This window comes from Kaistia sp. SLG-1 (assembly GCF_059699055.1).
Genome location: NZ_AP048544.1, coordinates 1,943,491 through 1,961,723, shown reverse-complemented (window position 1 = coordinate 1,961,723; position 18,233 = coordinate 1,943,491). Strand labels below are relative to the sequence as shown.

The 18,233-nt window shown below is 68.4% G+C and carries 16 protein-coding genes; 10 read left to right on the top strand and 6 right to left on the bottom strand.

Going from position 1 to position 18,233, the window contains the following annotated elements; genetic code table 11:
• Positions 1-175: 175 nt before the first annotated feature.
• Positions 176-1,510 (bottom strand): dihydroorotase, encoded by a 1,335-nt coding sequence (locus AC6HZP_RS08730; RefSeq protein WP_497526240.1) that lies wholly within the window; start codon positions 1,508-1,510, stop codon positions 176-178.
• A 116-nt stretch (positions 1,511-1,626) separates the two neighbouring features.
• Here AC6HZP_RS08730 and ygfZ point away from each other — a divergent pair, with 116 nt between their 5' ends.
• The 6 genes from ygfZ (at position 1,627) to AC6HZP_RS08700 (ending at position 8,698) form a co-directional block, all read left to right on the top strand.
• Positions 1,627-2,523, top strand: a complete 897-nt coding sequence (ygfZ, locus tag AC6HZP_RS08725) for a CAF17-like 4Fe-4S cluster assembly/insertion protein YgfZ (protein WP_497526239.1) — start codon at positions 1,627-1,629, stop codon at positions 2,521-2,523.
• Positions 2,520-3,137 (top strand): HD domain-containing protein, encoded by a 618-nt coding sequence (locus AC6HZP_RS08720; RefSeq protein ID WP_497526238.1) that lies wholly within the window; start codon positions 2,520-2,522, stop codon positions 3,135-3,137. The genes ygfZ and AC6HZP_RS08720 overlap by 4 nt, the downstream gene beginning before the upstream one ends.
• Before the next feature lie 129 nt (positions 3,138-3,266).
• Complete coding sequence (locus AC6HZP_RS08715) at positions 3,267-3,788, top strand: tyrosine phosphatase family protein (RefSeq protein ID WP_201403178.1); 522 nt, start codon at positions 3,267-3,269, stop codon at positions 3,786-3,788.
• Between the two features lie 44 nt (positions 3,789-3,832).
• Positions 3,833-4,405: a GNAT family N-acetyltransferase gene (locus tag AC6HZP_RS08710; RefSeq protein ID WP_497526237.1), complete on the top strand. Its 573-nt coding sequence runs from the start codon at positions 3,833-3,835 to the stop codon at positions 4,403-4,405.
• Between the two features lie 150 nt (positions 4,406-4,555).
• A complete protein-coding gene (gene ppdK / locus AC6HZP_RS08705) occupies positions 4,556-7,222 on the top strand; it encodes a pyruvate, phosphate dikinase (protein ID WP_497526236.1) in 2,667 nt (888 codons plus the stop codon).
• A gap of 147 nt (positions 7,223-7,369) precedes the next feature.
• Positions 7,370-8,698 (top strand): cell wall hydrolase, encoded by a 1,329-nt coding sequence (locus AC6HZP_RS08700; RefSeq protein WP_497526235.1) that lies wholly within the window; start codon positions 7,370-7,372, stop codon positions 8,696-8,698.
• A gap of 695 nt (positions 8,699-9,393) precedes the next feature.
• Here the strand turns inward: AC6HZP_RS08700 and acuI are convergent.
• Positions 9,394-10,389 (bottom strand): acrylyl-CoA reductase (NADPH), encoded by a 996-nt coding sequence (gene acuI / locus AC6HZP_RS08695; protein WP_497526234.1) that lies wholly within the window; start codon positions 10,387-10,389, stop codon positions 9,394-9,396.
• A gap of 297 nt (positions 10,390-10,686) precedes the next feature.
• Between acuI and AC6HZP_RS08690 the strand changes: the two genes are divergently transcribed.
• The 3 genes from AC6HZP_RS08690 to AC6HZP_RS08680 all read left to right on the top strand — a co-directional run bounded on the left by AC6HZP_RS08690 (position 10,687) and on the right by AC6HZP_RS08680 (position 14,397).
• Complete coding sequence (locus AC6HZP_RS08690) at positions 10,687-11,571, top strand: glycine--tRNA ligase subunit alpha (protein ID WP_497526763.1); 885 nt, start codon at positions 10,687-10,689, stop codon at positions 11,569-11,571.
• Positions 11,572-13,782 carry a glycine--tRNA ligase subunit beta gene (gene glyS / locus AC6HZP_RS08685; protein ID WP_497526233.1) on the top strand — a complete coding sequence of 737 codons (2,211 nt, stop codon included), beginning with the start codon at positions 11,572-11,574 and terminating at the stop codon, positions 13,780-13,782.
• Between the two features lie 201 nt (positions 13,783-13,983).
• Positions 13,984-14,397, top strand: a complete 414-nt coding sequence (locus tag AC6HZP_RS08680) for a hypothetical protein (protein ID WP_497526232.1) — start codon at positions 13,984-13,986, stop codon at positions 14,395-14,397.
• 155 nt (positions 14,398-14,552) lie between these two features.
• On the opposite strand, the gene AC6HZP_RS08675 is transcribed toward AC6HZP_RS08680, so the two are convergent.
• From AC6HZP_RS08675 to AC6HZP_RS08660, 4 genes are all read right to left on the bottom strand, one after another.
• Positions 14,553-14,744, bottom strand: a complete 192-nt coding sequence (locus AC6HZP_RS08675) for a hypothetical protein (protein ID WP_244669869.1) — start codon at positions 14,742-14,744, stop codon at positions 14,553-14,555.
• A 75-nt stretch (positions 14,745-14,819) separates the two neighbouring features.
• Positions 14,820-15,701 (bottom strand): S49 family peptidase, encoded by an 882-nt coding sequence (locus tag AC6HZP_RS08670; RefSeq protein WP_497526762.1) that lies wholly within the window; start codon positions 15,699-15,701, stop codon positions 14,820-14,822.
• A 3-nt stretch (positions 15,702-15,704) separates the two neighbouring features.
• Positions 15,705-16,535 (bottom strand): tRNA1(Val) (adenine(37)-N6)-methyltransferase, encoded by an 831-nt coding sequence (locus AC6HZP_RS08665; protein ID WP_497526231.1) that lies wholly within the window; start codon positions 16,533-16,535, stop codon positions 15,705-15,707.
• A gap of 2 nt (positions 16,536-16,537) precedes the next feature.
• Positions 16,538-16,768, bottom strand: a complete 231-nt coding sequence (locus AC6HZP_RS08660; RefSeq protein ID WP_497526230.1) for a putative signal transducing protein — start codon at positions 16,766-16,768, stop codon at positions 16,538-16,540.
• A 227-nt stretch (positions 16,769-16,995) separates the two neighbouring features.
• Between AC6HZP_RS08660 and AC6HZP_RS08655 the strand changes: the two genes are divergently transcribed.
• Positions 16,996-18,015 carry a polyprenyl synthetase family protein gene (locus AC6HZP_RS08655; protein ID WP_497526229.1) on the top strand — a complete coding sequence of 340 codons (1,020 nt, stop codon included), beginning with the start codon at positions 16,996-16,998 and terminating at the stop codon, positions 18,013-18,015.
• Positions 18,016-18,233: the final 218 nt, after the last annotated feature.

Genomic DNA, 18,233 nt, shown 5'->3' with positions numbered 1-18,233 from the left:
AGGTCTCGGCTGAATGGATCCCGGCTCGGGGGCCGGGATGACGGCGAGCGTGGGAGGTCGGCCGGAGCAAGACCTCATATCTCTGGCCTCGATAAGGCCAGAGACTCGGGAGAATGCCGCTCGATCGGCCGGCCTGCGTCGGCGCAGGCGCGGCCGCCTCGAAGCGAGGGCGATGCTAGCCGCGCGGCAGCGCTTCCAGGAAGGTGATCGGCTCGCCGGTCGACGGCTCGACGATCTCGCCGTCCCACATGACGCGGCGGCCGCGCACGACGGTGCCGACCGGCCAGCCGATGACGCGCTTGCCGTCATAGGGGGTCCAGCCGGCGCGCGACGCGATCCAGGAATTGGTGATCGTCTCGCGCCGCTTCATGTCGACGATGGTGAGATCGGCGTCGTAGCCGACGGCGATGCGGCCCTTTCGGGCCATGCCGAACAGGCGCGCCGGGCCAGCGGAGGTCAGGTCGGCCAGCCGTTCCAGCGTCAGCCGGCCGGCATTGACGTGGTCGAGCATGATCGGCACCAGCGTCTGCACGCCCGTCATGCCGGAGGGCGAGGCCGGATAGGTCTTGGCCTTCTCTTCCAGCGTGTGCGGGGCGTGGTCGGAGCCGAGCACGTCGATGATGCCCTGCGAGATGCCCTTCCAGATGCCGGTGCGGTGGTGCGCATCGCGGATCGGCGGGTTCATCTGCAGGAGCGTGCCGAGGCGGGCATAGTCCTCGGAGGACAGCGTCAGGTGGTGCGGCGTCGCCTCGGCGGAGGCGACATCCTTGTGCAGCGCCAGATAGTCGATTTCCTCGGCGGTCGAGATGTGCAGCACATGGATGCGGGCGCCGGCGCGACGGGCGATCGAGACGAGGCGCTCGGTCGCCTGCATGGCGGCGATCTCGTCGCGCCAGATCGGGTGCGAGGACGGATCGCCCTCGACGCGCAGGGGCTTGCGCGCCTCGAGCCGCATCTCGTCCTCGGAGTGGAAGGCGGCGCGGCGGCGGGTCTTCGAGAGGATCGCGGCGATGCCCTCATCGTCGGCGACCAGCAGATTGCCGGTCGAGGAGCCGATGAACACCTTGATGCCGGCAGCACCCGGCAGGCGCTCCAGATCGGGGATGTCGTTGACGTTCTCGCGCGTGCCGCCGACCCAGAAGGCGAAATCGCAATGCATGCGATGCTTGCCGCGAGCGATCTTGTCGGCCAGCGCCTCGGCGGTGGTCGTGGTCGGGTTGGTGTTCGGCATCTCGAAGACGCCGGTCACGCCGCCAAGCACGGCGCCGCGCGATCCGGTTTCGAGATCTTCCTTCTGCTCGGCGCCAGGCTCGCGAAAATGCACCTGTGTATCGACGACGCCAGGCAATATATGCAGGCCGGTGCAGTCGATCACCTTGCCGGCGCGGCGCGGGTCGACGTCGCCGATGGCGGCGATTCGGCCATCGCGCACGGCGATGTCATGCGTTCCCGTGCCGTCCTGATTGACGACCGTTCCGTTCCGAAAAAGAAACTCGTAGGTTTCCGACATGGCCGCCCTCCCCAGTGCACAGCCGATCCGCTTGAGCTTGAAGACGGATCGCGAGCATCGGCTTAAGGAAGGTGAGCCAACTTCACAAGCGCGTCCTATGCATGGGAACCATGTCTATGCGTAATGGGTCATATGCCCAACTCACCGATCGCGGAACCGTCTTCATCGGCGGTCCCGAGGCGGAAACGTTCCTCCAGAACATCGTCACGACGGACATGGCGGCGGTCCAATCCGCCGGCGCCGGCTTCGGGGCGCTGCTGTCGCCGCAGGGCAAGATCCTGTTTGATTTCATCATCTTGCCAACCGAGGGCGGTTATCTCTTCGACCTCCCGCGCGCGCTCGTCGCCGACTTCCAGAAGCGGATGACGCTCTACCGGCTGCGCGCCAAGGTCGAGATCGCCAATCGCAGCGACAGCGACGCCGTCTATGCCTTCTGGGGTTCCGACGCGCGGCCCGCGATCGAAGGCCCGGTCGCGCGCGATCCTCGCCTCGCCGCCCTCGGCTTTCGCGCCATCCTTCCCGTCGACGCGCCGCTCGCCGTCGACGGCTATGCGGCCGCCTCCGAGGCGGATTATCACGCCTGGCGCACCGGCCTCACCGTCCCCGAGGGCGGCCGCGACTTCGCCTTCGGCGACGCGTTTCCGCATGATGTCGACATGGACGATCTCGGCGGCCTCGATTTCCGCAAGGGCTGCTATGTCGGGCAGGAGATCGTCTCGCGCATGGAGCATCGCGGCACGGCGCGCCGGCGCGCGGTCGCGGTGACGAGCGAGGCGGCGCTGCCGCCCGCCGGCAGCCCGATCGAGGCGGACGGCAAGCCGATCGGCACGCTCGGCGGCTCCTACGACACGGAGAATGGCAAGGGCGGCATCGGGCTGATCCGGCTCGACCGCGCCCGCCGCGCGCTCGACCAGGGCATCGCCGTCACCGCCGAGGGCGTGCCGCTCGCCATCTCGCTGCCGCCCTTCGCCCGCTTCGGCTGGCCGAGCGGCGACGACGAGGGAGCGGCATGAGCCCCGCGCGCCCTCGCGTCTGGCAGCGCATGCTGTCCGGCCGCCGTCTCGACCTCGCCGACCCCTCCCCCTTCGACATCGAGATCAGCGACATCGCGCATGGTCTCGCCCGCGTCGCGCGCTGGAACGGGCAGACAAGCGGCGCGCATGCCTTCTCCGTCGCGCAGCACTCCGTGCTGGTCGAGCAGATCGCGGCGCTCGCCAAGCCGTCGCTGAGCGAGGCGGATCGTCTCGCCGCGCTGCTGCACGACGCGCCGGAATATGTCGTCGGCGACATGATCTCGCCGTTCAAGGCGCTGGTCGGCGGCGAATACAAGGCGGTCGAGGCGCGGCTGCAGGCGGCGATCCACATTCGCTTCGGCCTGCCGGCCGAACGCCCGGCAGCGCTCACAGACGCGATCAAGGCGGCGGACCGGGTCGCCGCGTTCTTCGAGGCGACGGGGCTCGCCGGCTTCAGCGAAACGGAAGCGGCCAAGTTCTTCGGCCGCCCGCGCGGCATCCTGCGGTCGCAGCTGGCGCTCGATCCCTGGCCGACGGCGGAGGCGCAGCGGATCTTCCTCGAGCGCTTCGACGCGCTCGCCGGCGCGAGGGCGGCAAACGCCATTTCGGCGTGACCCGGGCGGCCCGACCCACTACATAACCCTTCCGGGAGCGCGTTCGCCGCGCTTCCCCCGAAGCTGCCACGGGGACGGCCCTGCCGTCGCCGGCGAAGCGCACACCGAGAAGGTGCAAGGAGAACAACAATGTCCCGCATTCACGTCTGCTCATTGTCCCGCATCGGCGCCACCGTCGCCCAGACCGGCGCCAGCCATCTGGTGACGCTGATCAACGCCGGAACCCCGGTCGAGCGCCCCGTCGCGATCCCGGAAAACCGCCATCTCTTCCTCGCCTTCAACGATATCCTCGAGCCGATGGAGGGCATGACGCCGCCGGCCGAGGAGCATGTCACGGCGCTGCTCGATTTCGTCGAGGGCTGGAAGCCGGAGAAGCCGATCGTCATCCATTGCTTCGCCGGCATCAGCCGCTCGACCGCCGCCGCCTTCATCACGGTCTGCGCCCTGCGCCCGGAGCGCGACGAGGCCGAGATCGCCGCCCTGATTCGCGCCGGCTCGCCGTCGGCGACGCCCAATCTGCGCCTGGTCCGCCTCGCCGACGAAGTGCTCGGCCGCCGGGGCCGCATGGTCAGCGCCGTCGAGGCGATCGGCCGCGGCCGCGACGCCTTCGAGGGCCATCCCTTCTCGCTCGATCTCGACCTGGCACGCTGATCCGCGCCAGATCCCCCACCCCGGCTCCGGAACATCCCGACCGCATGAACTTCGAAAACCTGCAAGGCCCCCTCGCGACCGACCGCTTGACGCTGCGGCCGTTCGTCGAGGCGGATTTTACCGCCTACGCCGCCTATCACGCCCTCCCCGAGGTCTATCGCTATCTCTATGCCGCGCCGCCGGCCGGCGATGCCCTGCGGTCGCAGTTCGACGCGACGCTCGAAGCCCCCTTCGAGGCCGATGGCGACGTTTTCCGCCTCGCGGTGGTGACGAAGGACGGCGATGCCGTCATCGGCGAGACGCTGCTGAAGCTTGCGAGCCGGGCGGCGCTGCAGGGCGAAGTCGGCTACATCTTCCATCCCGCCTCGGCCGGAAAGGGCTATGCCACCGAGGCGGTGGCGCGGATGATCGACTTCGGTTTCACCCGCTTCGGCTTCCACCGGATCTTCGCGCGGCTTGACGCCGCCAACCGGGGATCGGTCGGCGTGGTCGAGCGCCTCGGCCTCCGGCGCGAGGCGCATCTCGTGCAGAACGACCGCTTCGACGGCCAATGGGGCGACGAATACATCTATGCCGTGCTGGCCTCGGAATGGGCCGCGCGAAAGGCTTCGGCCTGACGCGGGATCCGGCCGGCTCGCCAAAATTGCAGCCGTCCCGGCCCTCTGCGCGCAGTTGTTTCAATATTTTCGTGTTGCAGCGCACCAAGAGCCTGATCTAGCTAGATCATGCGCCGGCTCCTGCCGGTTGCCGCGGGAGCGTGCGCCAAGATGACGAAATGGGTCTACACCTTTGGTGGCGGAAGCGCCGAGGGTGACGTCGCGCTGAAGGAGATCCTCGGTGCGAAGGGCGCTGGTCTCGCCGAGATGAGCGCGCTCGGCCTGCCGGTGCCGCCGGGCTTCACCATCTCGACCGAGCTCTGCCGGCGCTTCCTGGCGGGCGACGACGCGTTTCCGGCCGGGCTCGCGGGCGAGGTCGCCGCCGCGCTGGAGGGGATCGCCGCCGTCGCCGGCCATCGCTTCGGCGATGCCGAGCACCCGCTTCTCGTCTCCGTCCGCTCGGGCGCGGCCGTGTCGATGCCGGGCATGATGGACACCGTCCTCAATCTCGGCCTCAACGACGAGACCGTCGAGGGCCTCGCGCTCGTCTCCGACGATCGCCGCTTCGCCTTCGACAGCTATCGCCGCTTCATCCAGATGTATGGCGACGTCGTGCTCGGGCTCGATCATTCCGTGTTCGAGGAGCGGCTCGAAGACTACAAGCTCGAGCGCGGCTACACGCTCGACGGCGACCTCGACGCCGACGACTGGCAGGCGGTCTGCGATCTGTTCAAGGCGCTCGTCGCCGAGGAGCTGGACGCGCCCTTCCCGCAGGCGGCCGACGACCAGCTCTGGGGCGCGATCTCCGCCGTTATCCGCTCCTGGAACAATCCGCGCGCGAAAGCCTATCGCCGCATCAACAATCTGCCCGATGGCGGTGGCACCGCCGTCACCGTGCAGGCGATGGTGTTCGGCAATCTCGGCGAGACCTCGGCCACCGGCGTTGCCTTCACGCGCCATCCCTCGACCGGCGAGAACATCCTCTGGGGCGAGTTCCTGCCGAACGCGCAGGGCGAGGACGTCGTCTCCGGCATGCGCACGCCGCAGGACCTGACCGAGATCGCCCGCCGCGAGACCGGCTCGGACGCGCCCTCGCTGGAAACGTCGATGCCGGAGGTGTTCGCCGAATTCCGCGCCGTCTGCACGGCGCTGGAAAAGCACCACCGCGACATGCTCGATCTCGAATTCACGATCGAGCGCGGCCGGCTCTGGATGCTGCAGGCCCGCCCCGCCAAGCGCACCATCCACGCGGCGCTGAAGACCGCCGTCGACATGGCGCACGAAGGGCTGATCACCCGCGCCGAGGCTGTGGCGCGGATCGAGCCGCGCATGCTGGAGCAGCTCCTGCATCCGACGATCGACCCGGAATCCGGCAGCGACCTGTTCGCACGCGGCCTGCCGGCTTCTCCGGGGGCTGCGAGCGGCACGGTCGTGTTCACCTCGGAGGAAGCGGAGATCGCCCGCACGCAGGGGCGCAAGGTAATCCTCGTCCGCGTCGAGACCAGCCCCGAGGACGTGCACGGCATGCACGCGGCGCGCGGCATCCTGACGACGCGCGGCGGCATGACCAGCCACGCCGCCGTGGTGGCGCGCGGCATGGGCAAGCCCTGCGTCTGCGGCGCCGGCACGATCCGCGTCGATTTCCACGCCGGCACGCTGACGTCGGGCGGCCGCACCATCCGGCGCGGCGACACGATCACCATCGACGGCGGCACCGGCCAGGTGCTGGTCGGCGCCGTGCCGCTGCGCGAGCCGGAGCTCTCCGGCGCCTTCGCCGAGCTGATGGAATGGGCCGACAGTTTCCGCCGGCTCAAGGTCCGCACCAATGTCGACACGCCGGCCGATGCGCGCGCCGCCCGCGGCTTCGGCGCCGAGGGCATCGGCCTCTGCCGCACCGAGCACATGTTCTTCGACGCGCGCCGCATCGTCGCCGTGCGCGAGATGATCCTGGCCGAGACGGACGCCGCCCGCGCCGACGCGCTCGCCAAGCTCTTGCCGATGCAGCGCAGCGACTTCGCCTCGCTGTTCGAGATCATGACCGGCCTGCCGGTGACGATCCGCCTGCTCGATCCGCCGCTGCACGAATTCCTGCCGAAGGGCGAGACCGAGATCGCCGAGCTTGCCGCGATCATGGGCATTCCGCCGGCAAAGATCCGCGCCAGCACGCATGCGCTCGAGGAAGCGAACCCGATGCTCGGTCATCGCGGCGTCCGCCTCGCCATCTCCTTCCCCGAGATCATCGCCATGCAGGCGCGCGCCATCCTGGAAGCGGCGCTCGACGTCGCCGACCAGACCGGCGTCGCCGTCGATCTCGAGATCATGGTGCCGCTGATCGCCTCCAAGGCGGAGCTGGACCTCGTCAACGGCCATATCCGCGCCGCCGAGGCGCTGGTGAAGAAGCTGCACGGCCGCGCCCCGCCCTACCAGCTCGGCACGATGATCGAGCTGCCGCGCGCAGCGCTTGCCGCCGGCGAGCTCGCCCGCGAGGCGACTTTCTTCTCGTTCGGCACCAACGATCTGACGCAGACGACCTTCGGCATCTCGCGCGACGACGCCGCGACGTACCTGAACACCTACCTGGCGCGCGGTATCCTGCCGCACGATCCCTTTGCCTCGATCGACCGCGAGGGTGTGGGCGAACTGATCCGCATCGCCTGCGTGCGCGGTCGCGCGACGCGGCCCGATCTGAAGCTCGGCGTCTGCGGCGAGCATGGCGGCGATCCCGCCTCGATCCATTTTTTCGCCGAAATTAACCTTGACTACGTCTCCTGTTCGCCCTTCCGGGTCCCCGTCGCCCGTCTGGCAGCCGCTCAGGCAGCCTTACGAAACAGAGACTGAGCCAATTCCCCTCCTCCCGCTTCGCTTCCCCGAACCCGCCTTACGAGCCGTTAACCGTCTTTCAAGGTTAATGCCGCAGATTCAAGCCACGTGACCGGCGAACCACACTGGTCCCTCCTGTTTCGTGCGCGTGGAGTTGCGTCCCTCATGGCTGGTCTCGTGCGGCGTCCGACGACGGCAATGGCATCCCGCGCCCATCTCGGACGCGATCCCCGGCTGGCCCTGCGCAAGCGACGCCCGAGACCCTCGCTCCATCGCATCGCCCTCCTCTCCGGCCTGCTCGCCGGCGGGCTCCTCGCGCTCTCGTCGACCACGGTCGCGCTGCAGGACGTCGCCAGCACCTATGGCAAGGACCTGCCCATTGGCCAGCGCTGGCTGGCCCGGCTCGTGCCGGCGAAGAAGGGCGAAGCCTATCTGCCGACCTTCGTCTCGCCGCCGCCGACCGCCCAGCTCGTCGCCGGCGAGGTCAAGAGCGACGGCCTGATCATCGAGCCCGAGCTGCAGGTGGTGGTGCAAGGCCCCGTCTCGGCCCCGGAATTCACGCCGCCCCAGGTTAATCGCGGCGGCAAGCACGACATCACCGTGGCGCTGCGCAAGCCCGCCCCCGTCCGCGCCGCCTCGGCCGCGCATTTCAAGGCGGGCGTGCTCAAGGGCCAGGAACTCGCCAGCGCCTTCAGCAACGCCAACGCCGTGCCGAAGATGGCCTTCGCCACGGCGCAGGACGTCGCCCAGCCGGACGGCGCGCTGCGCTATGCCTCGAAGGACGCGGCGCCCAAGGACACAGTGGCGAAGCCGGTCGTCGCGCTCGCCTCGATCGCGCCGATCCCCCGCCGCAACGAACTCGCGCGCGCCGCCGGCAAGGCCGAGAAGAGCGCGAAGGGCTCCGGCAATGTCGTCGACGGCAGCGCCGTGGTCTCCGCCTATGCGCCGGCCGATATCGACCGGTCGATGAGCGCCCCCTTCCAGGCGCTGCTCGGCAAGCCGATGGGCCCGACCGCGATCGGCAAGGACGGCAAGCCCGACCATTGGTGGGTGATGAACAAGATCCCGCCGAATGCGCGCTCGGCGACCGAGCAGAAATGCCTGGCGACGGCGATCTATTTCGAGGCGCGCGGCGAGCCGCTGAAGGGCGAGCTCGCGGTCGCCCAGGTCGTGATCAACCGGCTGAAGAACCCGGCCTATCCGAAGACGGTCTGCGGCGTCGTCTACCAGAACAAGGACATGCGCAACGCCTGCCAGTTCTCGTTCGCCTGCGACGGCATCCCCGACCGCATCACCGACATGGAGTCGTGGAAGCGTGCGCAGATGCTGGCCAAGCGCGTGCTCAACGAGGACAATTGGTGGAACGCCGACGTCGGCTCGTCGACGCACTACCACGCGACCTATGTCCGGCCGCGCTGGGCCAAGACGATGAAAAAGATGCAGAAGCTCGGCCACCACGTCTTCTACAAGACCTACGGCGGCGGCTGGATCTGAGGGCGCGTTTTCCTTCTACCCGGAGCCCGCAGGATAGCACGCTTCCTCGCCTCACCCTCGCCGTCATCCCGGGCTTGACCCGGGATCCATTCAGCCGAGGCGTCGGGCGTCGAACTTCCCAAGAACGCGAATGGATGGATCCCGGCCTTCGCCGGGATGACGGCGAGCGTGGGGAGATGGGGAGCCTGTGTCTGTTGGGCTTTTCGAGGCAGTACCGCCGAAGCCGCCTCACGCGACAATGCCGAAGCCTGACAGATGGTGCCAAACCCAAGGGGTAGTCCAGACGGCTCGTAGCCCCGGCGCTCCCACACCCTCCCCCGTCATCCCTGCGGAAGCAGGGATCCATGCGTCGGCGTGACCGAAGCCTTTGGGTCCGAAACGCCGGATACTCCCGCCGCCGCGACACCACCTGATGCCGGAAAAAGGTGGATCCCTGCTTTCGCAGGGATGACGGCGAGGGTGGGGAGACGGGGAGCCTGATCCTGTTGGGTTTTTCCGAGGCAGCCGTGCCAAGGCCGTCCCACGCGGCCGTGCCGAAGCCTAAGCGGCAACGCCGGACGGCTCGTGACCCCCGGCCGATCCGACATCCTCCCCCGTCATCCCGGCGAAGGCCGGGATCCATCCATCCGCCGGTTGAGCCTTTCCATCCGACACACCGAGACGCCGAGCGTGCACCTGTCGGCCGCAGCTTTCCCCTACCCGATCTCCACCACGATCCGGCCCCGGATCCTGCCGTCGACGATTTCGCGCGCCGAGTCGATGACCTCGTCGAAGGCGATGCGTTTCGTCATCGCGGCGAGTTTGGCGCGGTCGAGGTCGCGGTCGAGGCGGTCCCAGACGGCGACGCGGACGGGCTTCGGCACATAGACGGAATCGATGCCGTAGAGCGAGACGCCGCGCAGGATGAACGGCGCGACCGTTGCCGGCAGTTCCATGCCGCCGGCGAGGCCGCAGGCCGCGACCGCGCCGTCATAGCGGATCATGGAGAGGACATTGGCGAGCGTCTGGCCGCCGACGACGTCGATCGCGCCGATCCAGCGCTCGCGCGCCAGCGGCTTGCCGCTGCCCTCCAGCTCGGAACGCGCGATGATCTCGGCAGCGCCGAGCTGCTTCAGATAGTCGGCCTCTTCCGGCCGTCCCGTCGAGGCGACGACGTGGTAGCCGAGGCCGGCGAGCAGCGCGACGGCGACGGAGCCGACGCCGCCCGCCGCACCCGTGACCAGGATCGGTCCGCCCGCGGGGCCGATGCCGTGCCGCTCCAGCGCCATCACGCACATCATCGCCGTATAGCCGGCCGTGCCGATCGCCATGCCCTCGTCCGGCGAGAAGCCGGAGGGCAGCGAAATCAGCCAGTCGCTCTTCCAGCGCGCCCGCTCGGCCCAGGCGCCGAGATGCAGCTCGCCGACGCCCCAGCCGTTGAGCAGCACCCGGTCGCCCGGCTTGAAGGACTGCGAGCTCGACTGCTCGACGATGCCGACGCCATCGACGCCGGGCACCATGGGGAATCGCCGCACGACCGGCGCGCGGCCCGTGATCGCGAGGCCGTCCTTGTAGTTGACGGTCGAGCGCTCGATGCGGACCGTGACGTCGCCTTCCATCAGATCCGCGTCGGTCAGCGTGCCGAAGCCGACGGACTGGGCCCCGCCGGCGTCCTTCTCGATCAGGACGGCCTTGAAGGACGACATGGGCATTCTCCTTGCAGTTTTATGCGGCGACGCCATCGGCGTCCGCCTGATCATAGGAAGCGGACGGCGCTTCGATAAGGTCCAGGGACGCTTCGATAAGGTTCAAGGATAAGGCGCGGGGCATCGATTCGATCCATACCGAACGCCATGCCGCGCCCTTCCGCCCCGCCTGCGGACCCAAGCGCACCGCGCTTCCTTGACCGCGCGGGCGCCGCGCGATTAGGGTGCGCCGCCTTCGCGTCGCATCACGCGCGCGTCCGAATTTCTCAAGGTTTGCCGGTGTTCGACACACTTCCTCCCCACATGCGCCCCGACCGGTCCTTCCAGGGCCTGATCCTGACGCTGCAGCGCTTCTGGGCCGATTATGGCTGCGCGATCCTGCAGCCCTACGACATGGAAGTGGGCGCCGGTACCTCGCATCCCTCGACCATGCTGCGCTCGCTCGGTCCGAAGCCGTGGAAGGCCGCCTATGTGCAGCCGTCGCGCCGGCCGAAGGACGGCCGCTATGGCGAGAACCCGAACCGGCTGCAGCACTATTACCAGTTCCAGGTCATCCTGAAGCCGAACCCGCCGAACCTGCAGGAGCTCTATCTCGACTCGCTGCGCGCCATCGGCATCGACATGGCGCTGCATGACGTGCGCTTCGTCGAGGACGACTGGGAGAATCCGACGCTCGGCGCCTGGGGCCTTGGCTGGGAGTGCTGGTGCGACGGCATGGAAGTGTCGCAGTTCACCTATTTCCAGCAGGTCGCCGGCATCGAGTGCAACCCGGTCTCGGGCGAGCTCACCTACGGCCTCGAGCGCCTCGCCATGTATGTGCAGGGCGTCGAGAACGTCTACGACCTGAACTTCAACGGCCGCGAGGGCGACGAAAAGGTCACCTATGGCGACGTCTTCAAGCAGGCCGAGCAGGAATATTCGCGGCACAATTTCGAATTCGCCGATACCGAGATCCTGTTCCGCCGCTTCGCGGACTGCGAGCGGGAGTGCCAGGCGCTGCTGGCCGCCGGCGGCATGGTGCTGCCGGCCTATGACCAGTGCCTCAAGGCAGGCCACGCCTTCAACCTGCTCGACGCGCGCGGCGTGATCTCCGTCACCGAGCGCCAGAGCTACATCTTGCGCGTCCGCGAACTGGCCAAGGCCTGCGGCGCCGCCTGGCTCGAAACCCCGGCCGGGGGAAAAGAATAAATGCCCGATCTTCTGCTTGAACTCTTCTCCGAGGAAATCCCCGCCCGCATGCAGCGCAAGGCGGCGGAGGATTTGAAGAAGCTCGTCACCGACGCGCTCGTCGAGGCCGGCCTGCATTATGAGGGCGCCAAGGCGTTCTCGACGCCGCGCCGCCTGGCGCTGACCGTCACCGGCATCCCGACCCACTCCGCCGCCACCCGCGAGGACCGCAAGGGGCCGAAAGTCGGCGCGCCCGACGCCGCCATCCAGGGATTTCTGCGCGGTGCCGGCCTTACCTCGCTCGACCAGGCGCATGTCCATTCGGATCCGAAGAAGGGCGATTTCTACGTCGCTCATATCGAGAAGCCCGGCCGCGACACCAAGGACGTGATCGCCACCGCGATCCCCGCCATCATCCGCTCGTTCCCGTGGCCCAAATCCATGCATTGGGGCACCGGCAAGCTGCAATGGGTGCGCCCGCTGCAGGCGATCGTCTGCACCTTCGGGCCGGAGACCGAGGAACCCGAAGTCATCGACTTCGAGATCGACGGCATCCGTTCCGGCAACGTCACCTACGGCCACCGCTTCATCGCGCCGAGCGCGATCCCCGTGAAGCGCTTCGACGACTATATCGAGAAGCTCGACCATGCCTCGGTGGTGCTGGACGCCGACCGCCGCAAGGACATCATCCTGCATGACGCGCGCGACCGCGTGTTCGCGCTCGGGCTGGAGCTGGTCGAGGACGAGGGCCTGCTGGAAGAGGTCGCCGGCCTGGTCGAATGGCCGGTCGTGCTGGTCGGCACCTTCGAGGAAGATTTCCTGGCGATCCCGCCGGAAGTGATCCGCGCCACCATCCGCGCCAACCAGAAGTGCTTCGTCGTGCGCCGGCCCGGCACCACCGAGCTCGCCAACCGCTTCGTGCTCGTCTCGAACATCGAGGCGAAGGACGGCGGCGCGGCGATCACGGCCGGCAATGGCCGCGTCATCCGCGCCCGCCTGTCGGACGCCAAGTTCTTCTACGACACCGACCTGAAGACCCGGCTCGAAGAGCGGCTGCCGAAGTTCGAGCAGATCGTCTTCCACGAGAAGCTCGGCACCCAGGCGGAGCGCATCCTGCGCCTGCAGAAGCTCGCCGCGGCGATCGCGCCGCTGGTCGGCGCCGACGTCGACAAGGCCCGCCGCGCCGCGCTGCTCGCCAAGACCGATCTCGTCACCGAGGTGGTCGGCGAGTTCCCCGAGGTGCAGGGCCTGATGGGCCGCTACTACGCCATCGCCCAGGGCGAGGACGAGTCCGTCGCCGCGGCGATCGAGGATCACTACAAGCCGCAGGGTCCGGGCGACCGCGTGCCGACCGATCCGGTCGCGATCGCGGTGGCGCTCGCCGACAAGCTCGACACGCTGACCGGCTTCTGGGCGATCGACGAGAAGCCGACCGGCAGCAAGGACCCCTACGCGCTGCGCCGCGCCGCGCTCGGCGTCATCCGCATCGCGCTGTCGACCAACGACAAGCTGTCGCTGAACGACGCCATTGCCCAGGCGATCGCCGGCTACAACGACCAGACCGAGGCGGAAGCACTGACCGCCTACGAGACGGCGCAGAGCACCGTCTCGACCGAGGACGTCGACGGCGAGCAGGATCTCGACAACGCGCTGGAGAGCTTCGGCCGCCGGCTGCGCCGCGATCTTGACGCCAAGACGCCGGCGATCATCGCCGACCTGATCGCCTTCTTCGCCGACCGGCTGAAGATGCAACTGCGCGACCAGGGCGCCCGGCATGACCTCGTCGACGCCGTGTTCGCGCTCGGCGGCCAGGACGACCTGCTGCTGATTTCGCGGCGCGTCGAGGCGCTCGGCCAGTTCCTCGACACCGAGGACGGCAAGAACCTGCTCGCCGGCTATCGCCGCGCCGCCAACATCCTGAAGGCGGAAGAGAAGAAGGGCGAGAGCTTCGAGGGCGCGGTCGACGCCGCGCACCTCAAGCTGTCCGAAGAGCGTGCCCTGCACGTCGCCATCGCCACGGCCCGCGCCGAGGCGGAGGCCGCCGTCGCCCGCGAGGACTATGAGGGCGCGATTACCGCGCTCGCCCGCCTGCGCGCGCCGGTCGACGCCTTCTTCGACAAGGTGCTCGTCAATGCCGAGGAGGCGGAAGTCCGCGTCAACCGCCTCAACCTCCTGAACGCCATCCGCAGCGCGACGCTGGCGGTGGCGGATTTCTCCAAGGTCAGCGGCTAAGCTTGATTAGTGGTGGGGGTCACAGCGATCCTGTGACCCCCGTCATACCGCGAGGGGCCGGCTTGAGGGATGTTCCCCGTGCCGTCGACCGGGACAATTCCCCGGTGCGAAACCCGAACGGGAGCGCATGAGGCGCGCGGACGACATAAGTCGGTCCGGATGTCGCGTCGCCATCGATGGCCAGCTCGAAGGAGCCCCATCATGACGACCCAGTTTTTCGCCAAATCCTACACGGGCAAGTCCAGCAAGCGCGCGTCCTTCGCCCTCGCGGCGCTCGCGGTTGCCTCGCTTTTCGTGGCCGACATCGCGCCGGCCGTCGCCCAGACGGCGCCGGGCGCCTCGACCCGCCCGTCCGGCGGCTCGTCGTCCTCGACGGTTCCCGGCGGGCCGGACGGCGGCGGCGACGGCGGCATGCCGTCGGTTTCCTGCAATGATTTCGGTTTCGCCAACATGCCGTCGGGCTGCCTGTCGCAGGCAATGTCCTGCATCTGCCCGAATGAGGTCCGCGTCGGCTACCGGGCACCCTCGAGCTGTGAAGGCGTCGGGCGCAACATGCGGCGCGCGGCCGAGCGCAATTGCGCTGCCAACACCGGCGCGGTTCGCCGCGTGTTCTGAGTGTGATGCAAGATTGAAGCGGCCCGTTCTTTCACCTCTCCCTGAGGGAGCGGTGAAGGGCAATGCCGATCAAGCTGGTCAGCTTGCTGAACTCCGAGCAAGACTATAAGGCGGCGCGCCGATGGCGGGCCGCTAGGTCGAAAGGATGAGGCGGATCAGAACCGGTCGCTGGGGCGGTAGATGCCGGTCACGGGATCCTGAACGAGCGTCGCCATCGGCCGGTTGGCCATGGCGCGCTCGGCCTGCCGAAGCCGAACCTCGACGCGTTCGCGCGCTTTCATCAGGGTCCGGGCGGTGACGACGCCCAACGTACCCAGCAGCGCCAGCATCAGAACCTGAGGCATCATCTCATCCTTCCCTGTCGAGCCCTCGTGTCGCTCGATCCGCGTGGCCCGGATCGTTGGCGATGGCCTGGCCCTCGACTACAGCCCGAACCGGGCCCAGTAGGCGCGCTCCTCCAGTGTGGAGACAGCACTATCCACCATATTGGCCGCAATCGCGGCGGAGACAAGGCCGCCGCCCCCGCCACCGCCGAACCGCGCCAACACGCCGCGCTTCGGCTGGATCGCCAGAAGCCGCAGCTTGTCGCCGAAACGGCCGCGCAGATAGGAGCGCAGATCGCCGATCCGGTCGACCAGCCCGAGCTCGAGCCCCCGCGTTCCCGACCAGAACGCGCCGGAGAAAAGCGTCGGATCGTCCGCCAGCCGCCCGCCGCGCCGCGCCCGCACCAGCTCGATGAACATGTCGTGCACGTCGCGCTGCAGCGACTTCAGGTGCTGGATGTCGGTTTCCTTCTCCGGCTTGAACGGATCGAGCATCGCCTTGCTCTCGCCGGCCGTGTAGACGCGGCGCTCGACGCCGATCTTCTCGATCAGCTTCTCGAAGCCGAAGCCGGCCGAGACGACGCCGATCGAGCCGACCACCGAACTCTGGTCGGCGATGACGACGTCGCCGGCGAGCGCGATCAGGTAGCCGCCGGACGCGGCGACGTCCTCGACCGCGACGATGACTTCCTTCTTGTTCTCTTCGGCGAGCGCGCGGATGCGCTTGAAGATCAGATGCGACTGCACCGGCGAGCCGCCGGGCGAGTTGATCAGGATCGCCACGACCGGCGCCCGCTTCATGGCGAAGGCGCGGGCGAGCTGCGGCGCGACGCTGCCGAGCGTCATGCCGGAGCGCAGCGCCGAGACCGCGCCGATGACGCCGGAAAGCCGGACGACGGGGACGACGACGTTCTCCTGGCGGAAGCGCGCCGGAAGCAGCTTGAGGAAAGATTGCTTGAGGTCCTGGATCACGGTGATCAGCCTTCAGGAGGGATCGAGAGCGGTCTCGCCCCAATTGGGGTCGGACCAGACGGGGTGAATATCGGAAAGCGAGGCGCCGTCGCGCAGGATCGCGGCAAGGCCGGGCAGGAAGGCGGAGCCGGCGCTGCCATGCAGCGGCAAGCCCGGCAGCAGCCTTATGCCGCCCCGGCTGCCCTTGATGCCGCGCACCAGAACGCGGGTCGCCGGCTCGTTGGCGCGCGGGTGCACCGGCAGGACGGCGAGCGCGCCGAAGCGGCCCTCGCAGGCCGAAAGGATCGCCGGCAGGCGGTCGGCCGGCAGGATCGCGGCCAGCGTGCCCTGCGGCCGGACGAGCGCGGCCGCGGCGCGGAACCAGGCATCGAGGCCGCCGGCTCCCAACACATGAGCGCGGGCGCGAAAATCATCCGGCGAGGACCGGACGCGGCCTTGGTCGTGGAATGGCGGGTTCATCAGGGCGTGATCGAAGCACTCCGGCAGCAGCCCGGCCGCCTTGCGCGTCTCGCCGGCGAGCAGGTCCGCCACCACGATGTCGACCCGCCCGGCAAAGCCGGCATTGGCCGGGAGCCCGAGCGTCGTCCGCGCGCAGGCGGCGAGTTCTTCCTCGCGCTCGACCAGCACCACGCTCGCCCGCTCGGCGCGGGCGGCCAGCGACAGCCCGGCGACACCGGCCCCGGCGCCGAGATCGACGACGCGGCCCTGAACACCGGCGCCGAGCGCCGCCGCGAGGATGACCGCATCGAGGCCGGAACGATGATGGCCGCGCGCCGGCTGGACGGCTTCGACCCGCCCGCCCAGGAACGCATCCACCGTCGTCTCGAACGCCGTATCGAGCATGTCTAAAGCGCCTCCGGCCGAAGCTCGCCGCCCACGCCGGCATCGGTCAGGAGCTGGCGCGCCGCATCCGCCTCTTCGGCAAGCACGAGGATGCGTCGCGGCAGCACGCCGAGCGACCCTTCCATCACACTCATGTTCTGGTCGACGACCAAATGTTCGATGCCGGCATCCTTCAGGAGGGCCTCGACAAAGGAAATCATGACCATGTCATTGGTGCGGATGAGCTCTTCCATATTCCCTCGAAGGCGGTTTGCGACGATGATCCGTCCCCCCGAAGGTAAGACCGGCCGGGCGCGGCGGCAATGACGCGCGGGCAGCTCGGGCGCCGATCATCGCAATGCAGCAATAAAGTATGCCAACGGGGCCTTCAGGGCCGTTCTGAGCCATAGTGTCACTTGTTCGGATCCCCCCGGCCCCCTATTGTCGCCCGCGAAACAGAGACGAACCGGGAGCGTTGCCCGTGGGATTGGTAGTTCCGCTCGACGAGAGCAAGAAGAAGGGCGCAGCCCGGATCGAGCCTCTCGTCGCGCTTGTATCGGCCGACATGGAACGGGTGAACCAGATCATCCTGTCCAAGGCCGGGTCCGATGTCGAGATGATCCCCGAGGTCGCCCAGCATCTGATCTCCTCGGGCGGCAAGCGGCTTCGGCCGATGCTGACGCTCGCGGCTGCCCGGATGTCGGGTTATCAGGGCGACGGCCATGTGAAGCTCGCCGCCAGCGTCGAGTTCATGCACACGGCGACGCTGCTGCATGACGACGTCGTCGACGAAAGCGAGCTTCGGCGCGGCAAGCTGGCGGCGCGGATGCTCTGGGGCAACCAGGCGAGCGTGCTGGTCGGCGATTTCCTGCTCGGCCAGGCCTTCCGCATGATGGTCGAGGTCGGCTCGCTCGACGCGCTCGACGTGCTTTCCACCGCGGCGACCGTGATCGCCGAGGGCGAGGTCATGCAGCTCTCGGCCGCCAAGAACATGGCGACCACCGAAGAGGACTATCTCGCCGTCATCAAGGCGAAGACGGCCGCCCTCTTCGCCGCCGCCGCCGAAGTCGGCCCGATCATCGCCGATAACGATCCGGCGCGCCGCGAGGCGTTCAGCGATTACGGCACCTATCTCGGCCTCGCCTTCCAGCTGATCGACGACGCGCTCGACTATGGCGGCAATTCCGCCGATCTCGGCAAGAAGGTCGGCGACGATTTTCGCGAGGGCAAGATCACGCTCCCCGTCGTGCTGGCCTACCGGCGCGGCTCCGAGGCCGAGCGCGCCTTCTGGCAGCGCGCGCTGGAAAAGGGTGAGATCCACGACGGCGACCTCGAGAAGGCCATCGCCATCCTGCGCTCGCACCGGACGATCGAGGACACGATCGAGCGGGCCCGCCAGTTCGGCGAGACCGCGCGCGAGGCGCTCGACGTCTTCCCGGACAGCGCCTGGAAGGATGCGCTGGTCGAGGTGATCGACTTCTGCATCGAGCGGGCGCACTGATCGTCGGATTTGCGGAGGCGCGCCGCGAGGCGGCTTCCGCACGTCGTTTCGCCGCATCGTTTCATCGCACGGCCTCGACGCTGGGCCTGCTTGCAGGGCCGTCCTAAAAGCGCCATGCTCGTTGGGCAGCCTCGGAATCGAGGTTCTATACCAACACACGGTATCAGACAGGATTTCGATGCACCGCACGCTGACATCGTTCGTCCGACCGCTTCGCA